This is a genomic window from Eubacterium sp. AF15-50 (genome assembly GCF_934835595.1).
Taxonomy (GTDB): Bacteria; Bacillota; Clostridia; order Lachnospirales; family Lachnospiraceae; genus Eubacterium_G; species Eubacterium_G segne.
The window spans coordinates 18,860-28,413 of the sequence record NZ_CAKVZL010000019.1 but is presented as its reverse complement, the minus strand read 5'-3'; the positions used below and the strand labels follow the sequence as shown (position 1 = coordinate 28,413).

The window sequence follows — 9,554 nt, the reverse complement described above, 5'->3', positions numbered from 1 at the left end:
AATGAGCAGTCTTGCCATAGCGGTATCAGGAATACTTACGGTAGCACTGTCATCATTATATGCAAATTTTATGTAATAGAAGATTAATTATAAAATTAGGAGAATGAGGATATATGATAATAACAATAGCAAGAGAATGTGGATGTAATGGAGATGATATTGGAAGATTTTTAGCTGAAAAATACAATATTCCCTGTTACACCAAAAAAGAACTGGAAAAAATTGCAAAGAAAGAACATATTTACGAAAAATATCCTTTTTTCTTTAATGAAGTATCCCTTGAATTAATGATGGATACTGTAGCAGATGAAATGAAACAGCACTTAAGAAACACGCCTAAAGAGGCTCTTGGGAAAACTGTCAAAAATGGTGATTTTGTAATCATTGGAAGGGCATCAAATTATGCTTTTAGGGATAGGGACGATGTTGTAAGAATATTTTTATGTGGTGAAAAAAAACAGCGCATTAGAAATATTGCAATAAAACATAATGTGTCTGAAAGAAAGGCAGGAATAATAGTTGATGAGACAGATAACAGAAGAAGGAGTTATCACAAATATTATACAGGAGAAGAGTGGGGGTATGCAGGTAATTATGATATGTGCCTGGATGCAATAAACCTGGAAAAAACAGGAGTAGGCGAAATGATTGATGAATATTTAAAGTTAAAGAATGTATAATAATGTAGGATTTCTAAAAAATAAATAATCATGTTGCATATTATTTTAATAAAGTATATAATTATATTTAACAAAATAATATGACAAATTAATATTGACAAGGATAGGATAATGTACTATCATAATAACGAACAACAGTTCGATTAAAATAAGCGAGGATTAATATGAATAAAGAAGATAAGTTAAAGGCATTAGATGCAGCTATATCACAGATTGAGAAGCAGCATGGTAAGGGTGCCATTATGAAATTAGGTGATTCAGGTAATAAGATGAATGTTGAATCACTTCCTACAGGTTCATTAAGTTTGGATTTAGCTTTAGGTATAGGAGGAATTCCAAGGGGCAGAATTATTGAGATATATGGTCCGGAGTCCAGTGGTAAGACTACGGTTGCGCTACATATGATTGCTGAAACACAGAAGAGAGGTGGAGTGGCAGGCTTTATTGATGCGGAACATGCACTTGACCCGGTATATGCCAAGGCTATAGGTGTGGATATTGATAATTTATATATTTCTCAGCCAGATTATGGCGAGCAGGCATTAGAGATTACAGAGACTATGGTTAGATCCGGAGCTGTAGATATTATTATAGTGGACTCAGTTGCTGCTCTTGTACCTAAGGCTGAGATAGATGGAGATATGGGGGATTCTCATATGGGACAGCAGGCAAGACTTATGTCACAGGCACTTAGAAAGCTTACGGGAATAGTTAATAAAACAGGATGTTCAGTTGTGTTTATTAACCAGTTAAGAGAAAAAATCGGTGTTATGTTTGGAAATCCGGAAACAACAACCGGTGGACGTGCGTTGAAGTTCTATGCATCAGTCAGACTTGATGTTAGAAGAGTGGAGACACTTAAGGCAGGTGGTGAAATGGTAGGTAACCGTGCAAGAGTTAAAGTTGTTAAGAATAAGGTTGCACCACCATTTAAGGAAGCAGAATTTGACATTATGTTTGGAAAGGGAATATCAAGAGAAGGTGATATTCTTGATTTGGCAGCTAACTGTGGAGTTGTAATAAAGAGCGGATCATGGTATGCATATAATTCTGAAAAGATTGGTCAGGGAAGAGAGAATGCAAAAAAATACCTTCTTGAAAATCCGACCATTATGGAAGAAATAGAGACAAAAGTACGTGATTTTTATGCATTAGACGGCAGTGAGGAAAAAGATACCGATAATAATACTGAAACGGAGTAATATTGCAACAACATGTATACTGTAGTAAAAACTATACCGAAGGGTAGTCGGATTCAAATTACATTGGATAATGGCATCTCCTTTATTCTATATAAAGGGGAGGTCAGAAGATACAAAATCAGTGAGAATGCCACCATAGATGAAAAGTCATATAATGAGATTTGGGAGATATTATATAAGAGGGCCAGAGAAAGGGCACTTTATATATTAGATGACGGGTATAAGACTAAAAAGCAGATATATGATAAGTTAAAATCCGGCAATTATCCTGAGGATATTATTCAATCGGTCATTTCATATCTTTTAGAATATAATCTGATAGATGACTTAAGATATGCCGGTCTCTATATTGAATATAAGTCCGAATCTAAAAGTAAAAGACAGATAGTTCAGGATCTTATGACTAAAGGCATAAAAAAGGATGTTATTGATAAGGCCTTTGAAGAAAGCGATTATACAGACGAACATTCTCTTAATAAAATATTGGAAAAAAGAATTAAGAGGTATAATCTTGAAGAACCAAAAGAATTACAGAAGTTATATCGTTATCTTGTAGGAAAAGGATATAATTATAATGATGTAAAATCGGCTGTGAGACAATATTCTCATGATACGGATATGTCATTATAGGAGGAAATGTGCTATTAGCCAAACTGTCTGGTAGCACATTTTTGTTACATTTTTGTCACATAAACGGTGAGATTGCTTGACATAACTTGGTTAATAAAGTAAAATGGATATGTTGTGATGTACAATGAAAACTAAATAAGGAGGTGCTCCTGTGAGTGATACTACTTGGACACTCTTATGCGTTGGAATTGCAGTTGTAGTTGCTTTGATTTCAGCTTTTGTGGCAGTTACAATCAGAAAAAGTACTGTTGAAAAGAAGATAGGCTCAGCAGAGGATAAGGCTCGTGAAATTATTGATGAAGCCATTAAGACAGCTGAAGCTAAGAAAAAAGAGGCACTTTTGGAAGCTAAAGAGGAAAATCTTAGAACCAAAAATGAACTTGACAAAGAAATCAAAGAACGAAGAGCAGAAGTTCAACGTTATGAGAAACGAGTTCTTAACAAGGAAGAGTCTGTTGAAAAGAAGTCAGATGCACTTGAGAAGAAAGAAAATAGTCTTAAAGCTCATGAAGAAGAGTTAAAAGAGACTAAAGCTAAAGTAGATAAGTTAAACGAACAGCGCGTACAGGAACTTGAAAGAATCTCTGGATTAACCTCCGAACAGGCAAAAGAATATTTATTAAAAACTGTTGAAGAAGAAATTAAAATTGAAACTGCAAAATTAGTTAAGGAATTAGAAGCACAGGCAAAAGAAGATGCTGATAAGAAAGCTAGAGAGCTTGTTGTAAATGCTATTCAGAAATGTGCTACAGATCATGTTTCTGAGACTACGATTTCTGTAGTTTCACTTCCTAATGATGAAATGAAAGGTAGAATAATTGGTAGAGAGGGACGTAATATTAGAACTCTTGAATCACTTACAGGTGTTGATCTTATTATTGATGACACACCGGAAGCAGTTGTTTTATCAGGATTTGATCCTATTAGGAGAGAGGTGGCAAGAATCGCCTTAGAGAAGCTTGTTGTAGATGGTAGAATCCAGCCTACGCGAATCGAGGAAATGGTTAATAAGGCTAAGAAAGAAGTTGAAACCATGATTCGTGAAGAAGGAGAGGCAGCTACACTTGAAGTGGGAGTACATGGTATACATCCGGAATTGGTTAAACTTTTAGGAAAGATGAAGTTTAGAACCAGTTATGGTCAGAATGCACTGAAGCATTCTATTGAAGTGGCACATTTATCAGGCTTACTTGCAGCTGAATTGGGCTTAGATGTAAGAGTAGCCAAGAGAGCGGGTCTGCTTCATGATATAGGTAAGGCAGTTGACCATGAAATGGAAGGAACACATATACAGTTAGGTGTTGATTTATGTAGAAAATACAAGGAATCAGCGGTTATCATTAATGCTGTGGAAGCACATCACGGTGATGTTGAACCGGAAACACTTATAGCTTGTATCGTTCAGGCGGCAGATGCTATTTCTGCAGCAAGACCGGGTGCAAGACGTGAGACACTTGAGACATACACAAACAGATTAAAACAGTTAGAAGATATTACAAACTCATACGAAGGAGTTGAAAAATCTTTTGCCATTCAGGCAGGTAGAGAGGTTCGAGTTATGGTTATCCCTGAAAAGGTTTCAGATGCTGATATGGTTATTATGGCTAGAAATATTTCAAAGCAGATTGAAAGTGAATTAGAATATCCTGGTCAGATTAAGGTAAACATTGTAAGGGAATCAAGAGCCATTGATTACGCAAAATAAATAATCTACATTAAGCCATCATATTAAATTATGGTGGCTTATTTTTTTTACCCATAAACAGGAAAAAATGATATACTTAATTAGATATAAATTTATTAGAAAAATATTGTGAGGTGTATTATGGCAGTTTTAGGATTTATCGGAATGGGAAATATGGGAAGTGCAATGCTTTCCGGAGCAAAGGAGACTTTCGGAAAGGAAAATATTATATTCCATAGAAATTCCAGAGAAAAAATGGTTGAGTTTTCAAAAAAAGAAGAGGTTGACTATTGTGAAAGCAACAATGAGGTAGTTAAGAAAGCAAAATATATTATTTTGGCAGTAAAACCACAAATGTTTGAAAAGGTTGCAAAGGAAATTGCACAGGACATAACAAAGGAGAATGTTTTAATTTCTCTTGCACCGGGAATTACAATTAGTCAGATGGCGGATATGTTTAAAACTAATAGAATTGTAAGGTCAATGCCTAATACCCCGGCCATGGTGGGAGAAGGAATGACTGGAGTATGCTACAATAAGGAAATCTTTTCAGAAGACGAAATAGATAATATTACAAAAATTTTTAAATCTATTGGAAAAATGAAAGTAGTTGAAGAAAAATTAATTAATAGTGTAGTGTGTGCCAGTGGAAGTTCTCCGGCATATGTATTTATGTTTATGGAAGCTCTTGCTGATAGTGCTGTTAAATGTGGACTTCCAAGAAAGGATGCTTATGAATTTGTAGCACAGACAGTGTTAGGCTCAGCTAAGCTTATGTTAGAAACCGGAAAACATCCGGGAGAATTAAAGGATATGGTATGCTCACCAGCAGGAACTACAATTGCAGGTGTTGAAGAATTGGAAAAAAACGGATTTAGAAAAGCAATTTTTGCAGCTACAGATGCATGCTTTGATAAATGTGTAAATATAAAATAATGTAAGTGTCAAAAGTGAATTTTGGGGTTAAATGATGTAATCGAATCGCTTTATTGCTACGCAAATTTCTACAATACATCATAAGTAAAAAAATACGGAATGGAGGATTTTATGAAGGAGTTTAAGCGTATTAATCGTCAGATTGTATATAAAGGAGCAATTCTTGATTTTTGTAAAGATGATATAATAACACCTAAGGGGCATCATGTGAAGTGGGATTTTTTACAACATAAGGGTGCAGCGGCAGTTATTCCGGTTTTAGATGATGGACGAATTATTATGGTAAGACAGTGGAGAAATGCCATAGACAGATTTGCTCTGGAAATTCCGGCCGGAGGAAGAGATGGAGAAAACGAGCCTACTAATATGTGTGCAGCAAGAGAATTAGAAGAAGAAACGGGATACAAATCTTCTCGTGTTGAGTTTTTACAGACATTAGTTCCGGCTATTGCTTATTCAGGAGAAAAAATAGACGTATATGTTGCCTTTGATTTGGAAAAATCTCATCAGAAGTTTGATGAAGATGAAGATATTTCCTTAGAAATTTACACAATAGATGAATTAATGGAGAAAATAATAGCTAACGAAATTAATGATGCTAAAACAGTGTCCTCTCTTTTGACATATTATTGTAAGTATGTAAAAGGGGACTGTAAAAAGTAATTTTTCATATTTAGATTCATATATTAACATATGAGAATGCAAAATATATTGCTTTTCATACCATAAAAGGCAAAGGAATAATGTATGAATTATAAATTAGCGGAAAAAAACTACAAAATCTATGCCTTTATATTTGGAATTATAACAGGAACTCTTGTGTATAATTTTCTAGGCATAGATTTTTCTTTTAATAATGTTGAAAACATAAAATTTAACAATCTGTTTGATGGTGTAATTTATGTTCTCTTAGGAGATGTGAAGTTTTTGCTGGGAATATTTATTTTATCTTTTTTCAGAATAAAAGATAAAATTGTTCCGGTTTTTGTTTTTTACTTTGCATTTGTGTTGGCAGGAATAATTACTGTATCTGTAAGCTCACACACTTTATTGCTTGTGGGGGCAGGCATAGATACTATGGCTAAAATCATAGGAACGGTATATATGTGTGACGGCAACAGGAAAAATGTAGGAAGGGGAATAAGTTTTTTAATTTTTATTATTTCATCTTTGTTACAAAATTTTTTCATATTCTAAAATTAATTTCTAAAGGAAATTTACTAGATATTGTGTCGGAATTTATGTTTGTCAGTATATGTGGTATCGTTTTTATGTAACCTAAATTTCGTTCAAAAAATCGTGAAAAATTGTATTTGATTTTATTGAAAAAGCCTTATATAATAAGATTTGACACTCTTAATATAGAGTATAGCGAGGAAAAAATGCAAAGATTAATTGAAGAATTCATTTTAAAATTACATAGTGAAAAGAATACTTCAAGCAACACAGAAGTCTCATATAAAAGAGACTTAACGAAACTTTTTATATATCTTAATAATAGTTATAGTACGGATAATATTTCAGATATTACAAAAGAGGAATTAGAAGGATACATTTCATCATTAGAGACTATTGGAAGAGCACCTACTACAATATCAAGAAACATTGCGTCGATGAAAGCATTTTTTGGATATTTGTATCAGGAGGGATATATTACAGACAATCCTGCTTCTGACATGAAATCTCCTAAGATAGAAAAAAAAGCACCGGAGATTTTGTCTATAAATGAAATTGATGATCTTTTAAAGCAACCTTCAAGAAACACGCCAAAAGAACTTAGAGATAAATCTATGTTAGAGCTTTTGTATGCAACGGGAATGCGTGTTTCAGAACTTATTACACTGAAGGTAAATGATGTTAATATTAATTATGAATTTGTAGTATGTCATGACAGAAAAAGAGACCGTCAGATACCTTTTGGAACAGAGGCAAAGAACGCACTTGTTGCGTATCTGAAAGATGGAAGGGAAAGTTTGCTTGGAGAAAATAAGGATAGTGATGTTTTATATCCTAATTGTTCAGGCAGGGAAATGAGCAGACAGGGATTTTGGAAACTGATAAAGGCTTATGGGAAGAAAGCCGGAATTAAGTCAGATATAACACCCCATACACTTCGCCATTCATTTGCAACACATTTGGTTGAAAACGGGGCAGACTTAAAGGCTGTACAACAAATGCTTGGACATTCTGATATATCTACTACTCAGATGTATATGACACCTGCAAGCCGTAGAGTAAGAGAAGTATATGAAAAGGCACATCCGAAAGCATAAATAATAAGGTGATATATTGAGAGGCATTGTCATTAGATGATGCCTCTTTTAGTGTGTAAAAAACTCCGGTCATATTCACATAAGTGAAAATTCCGGAGTTTAAGTTTTATGCTTCTTCAGCAATAATGTATAACAATTTTTCCGTATCTTCCCAGCCAAGGCATGGATCAGTTATTGACTTTCCGTAGCAGTGTTCATCAATTTTCTGATTCCCACCAACAATATAGCTTTCAATCATAAGACCTTTGACAAAATGTTTTAAATCTTCTGAATGTTTACGGTTATGCATTATTTCCTTTGCAATACGAATCTGTTCCATATACTGCTTGTTTGAATTTGAATGATTACAATCAATAACAACAGCAGGATTTTCAAATCCTTTTTTCATATACATTGAATAAAGATTTACCATATCCTCATAATGGTAATTGGGTATACACTGACCATATTGATTTACGGCACCTCTTAATATGGCGTGGGCTAAATCATTACCTTCAGTCTGAACTTCCCAACCTCTGTAAAGGAAAGAATGAGAAGACTGGGCTGCCTCAATAGAGTTAAGCATAATGGATAAATCTCCGCTGGTAGGATTTTTCATTCCTACAGGAATATCTAAACCGCTGGCTGTAAGACGGTGCTGCTGGTTTTCAACAGAACGGGCACCTACTGCAACATATGAAAGGCAATCTGAAAAGTATCTTGCATTTTCAGGATAAAGCATTTCATCTGCAATTGGGAACTTAGTATCCTCCATGATTTTCAAGAACATTTGTCTTATTGTAATAAGCCCCTGCAATAAATCAGGTTTCTTTTCAGGATCAGGCTGATGTAACATACCTTTATAACCTTTTCCTGTTGTTCTAGGTTTGTTAGTGTAAACTCTTGGAATAATAAAAAGTTTATCTTTAACTTTTTCCTGAACTTTTGCAAGTCTTCCTATATAATCTTCAACAGCTTCCTGATTGTCAGCTGAACAAGGACCTATAATTACGGCAAATTTATCACTTTCACCTGTAAATATCTTTCTAATTTCTTCGTCATTGATTTTTTTCTGATTTGCAACTGCCTCTGGAACAGGATAACTTGTCTTGATTTCCAAAGGAGTTGGTAGCTTTCTAAAAAATGTACTACCCATAACGTCCTCCTTTAATGTATAATTATAAAATGTTAGCCGGAGAAAGAAAGATAAGTATTCTAAATCCTACTAACCACGTATGATAGTATAACATAAGTTTACAATAATTCAACAGTTTAAAGTACGAAAATAAAAGAAAAAGCAGTTATTTGGTATAAAAATTCAAAAGTTCATAGAAAATTCAAATATTATGGGTATTCTATTTACTAAGACATTATGGATAAAAGAGTTGTTAAGTAAGGAGCAAAAATATGGATAAACAGTTTCATTTACAAATATCAAAGGGCGATATTGGAAAATATGTGATTTTACCGGGAGATCCGGGAAGATGTGAAAAAATTGCCGGATATTTTGATGAACCAAGGCTTATTGCACAAAATAGAGAATTTACAACATATACAGGATATATATCAGGAGAAAAAGTTTCAGTTACCTCTACAGGAATAGGAGGACCGTCAGCAGCTATTGCTATGGAGGAATTAGTAGCCTGTGGCGCTGATACTTTTATAAGAATAGGAACTTGCGGAGGTATTAATTTAAAAGTTTTAGCAGGGGACTGTGTTATAGCAACAGGAGCGGTGCGACACGAAGGCACCAGCAGGGAATATGCACCAATTGAATACCCTGCAGTTTCTGACTTTGATGTTACGGAAGCATTAGTTTATGCTTGCAAAAAAAATAATTTGCGTTATCATTGTGGAGTGGTGCAGTGCAAAGACTCATTTTACGGTCAGCATAATCCTGATAGAATGCCTGTATCATATGAACTTCTTAATAAATGGGAAGCATGGAAGAGATTAGGAGTTCTTGCCAGTGAAATGGAATCGGCAGCATTGTTTACGGCAGCAGCAAGTCTGGGGGTGAAATGTGGTTCGGTATTTCATGTTATCTGGAATCAGGAGCGTAAATTAAAAGGATTTAGTGAGGAGGACTGTTACGATACCGATAATGCCATAAAGGTATCCGTAGAGGCTATCAGACATATGATAGCCGGAAAATAACAGCTTTAGGAGG

10 protein-coding genes are annotated in these 9,554 nt (G+C 34.5%); 9 read left to right on the top strand and 1 reads right to left on the bottom strand.

Annotation, left to right across the window (positions count from 1 at the left end):
• The first annotated feature begins 113 nt into the window (after positions 1–113).
• The 8 genes from Q5O73_RS03925 to xerD all read left to right on the top strand — a co-directional run bounded on the left by Q5O73_RS03925 (position 114) and on the right by xerD (position 7,405).
• Positions 114–680 carry a cytidylate kinase-like family protein gene (locus tag Q5O73_RS03925; protein ID WP_302669074.1) on the top strand — a complete coding sequence of 189 codons (567 nt, stop codon included), beginning with the start codon at positions 114–116 and terminating at the stop codon, positions 678–680.
• 164 nt (positions 681–844) lie between these two features.
• Positions 845–1,882, top strand: coding sequence for a recombinase RecA (recA, locus tag Q5O73_RS03920; RefSeq protein ID WP_302669073.1), 1,038 nt, complete (start codon positions 845–847; stop codon positions 1,880–1,882).
• A 12-nt stretch (positions 1,883–1,894) separates the two neighbouring features.
• Positions 1,895–2,512 (top strand): regulatory protein RecX, encoded by a 618-nt coding sequence (locus Q5O73_RS03915; protein ID WP_021953157.1) that lies wholly within the window; start codon positions 1,895–1,897, stop codon positions 2,510–2,512.
• 151 nt (positions 2,513–2,663) lie between these two features.
• Positions 2,664–4,217: a ribonuclease Y gene (rny, locus tag Q5O73_RS03910; protein ID WP_021953156.1), complete on the top strand. Its 1,554-nt coding sequence runs from the start codon at positions 2,664–2,666 to the stop codon at positions 4,215–4,217.
• Positions 4,218–4,337: 120 nt separating this feature from the next.
• Complete coding sequence (proC, locus tag Q5O73_RS03905) at positions 4,338–5,132, top strand: pyrroline-5-carboxylate reductase (RefSeq protein WP_302669072.1); 795 nt, start codon at positions 4,338–4,340, stop codon at positions 5,130–5,132.
• 111 nt (positions 5,133–5,243) lie between these two features.
• Positions 5,244–5,795, top strand: a complete 552-nt coding sequence (locus tag Q5O73_RS03900) for an NUDIX domain-containing protein (RefSeq protein ID WP_118588668.1) — start codon at positions 5,244–5,246, stop codon at positions 5,793–5,795.
• An 84-nt stretch (positions 5,796–5,879) separates the two neighbouring features.
• On the top strand, positions 5,880–6,329 hold the full coding sequence (locus tag Q5O73_RS03895; protein ID WP_302669071.1) for a hypothetical protein: 450 nt from the start codon (positions 5,880–5,882) through the stop codon (positions 6,327–6,329).
• Between the two features lie 185 nt (positions 6,330–6,514).
• Positions 6,515–7,405: a site-specific tyrosine recombinase XerD gene (xerD, locus tag Q5O73_RS03890; RefSeq protein WP_021953152.1), complete on the top strand. Its 891-nt coding sequence runs from the start codon at positions 6,515–6,517 to the stop codon at positions 7,403–7,405.
• A 106-nt stretch (positions 7,406–7,511) separates the two neighbouring features.
• Here xerD and Q5O73_RS03885 read toward each other — a convergent pair whose 3' ends face one another.
• Complete coding sequence (locus tag Q5O73_RS03885; protein ID WP_021953151.1) at positions 7,512–8,540, bottom strand: 3-deoxy-7-phosphoheptulonate synthase; 1,029 nt, start codon at positions 8,538–8,540, stop codon at positions 7,512–7,514.
• Between the two features lie 251 nt (positions 8,541–8,791).
• Between Q5O73_RS03885 and udp the strand changes: the two genes are divergently transcribed.
• Positions 8,792–9,541 (top strand): uridine phosphorylase, encoded by a 750-nt coding sequence (udp, locus tag Q5O73_RS03880; RefSeq protein WP_302669070.1) that lies wholly within the window; start codon positions 8,792–8,794, stop codon positions 9,539–9,541.
• Positions 9,542–9,554 lie beyond the last annotated feature (13 nt).

Bases quoted from the DNA above. Each gene is read 5' to 3' on its own strand.
- Q5O73_RS03925 (WP_302669074.1), top strand. From the start codon at position 114: ATGATAATAACAATAGCAAGAGAATGTGGATGTAATGGAGATGATATT.
- recA (WP_302669073.1), top strand. From the start codon at position 845: ATGAATAAAGAAGATAAGTTAAAGGCATTAGATGCAGCTATATCACAG.
- Q5O73_RS03915 (WP_021953157.1), top strand. From the start codon at position 1,895: ATGTATACTGTAGTAAAAACTATACCGAAGGGTAGTCGGATTCAAATT.
- proC (WP_302669072.1), top strand. From the start codon at position 4,338: ATGGCAGTTTTAGGATTTATCGGAATGGGAAATATGGGAAGTGCAATG.
- Q5O73_RS03900 (WP_118588668.1), top strand. From the start codon at position 5,244: ATGAAGGAGTTTAAGCGTATTAATCGTCAGATTGTATATAAAGGAGCA.
- Q5O73_RS03895 (WP_302669071.1), top strand. From the start codon at position 5,880: ATGAATTATAAATTAGCGGAAAAAAACTACAAAATCTATGCCTTTATA.
- xerD (WP_021953152.1), top strand. From the start codon at position 6,515: ATGCAAAGATTAATTGAAGAATTCATTTTAAAATTACATAGTGAAAAG.
- Q5O73_RS03885 (WP_021953151.1), bottom strand. From the start codon at position 8,540: ATGGGTAGTACATTTTTTAGAAAGCTACCAACTCCTTTGGAAATCAAG.
- udp (WP_302669070.1), top strand. From the start codon at position 8,792: ATGGATAAACAGTTTCATTTACAAATATCAAAGGGCGATATTGGAAAA.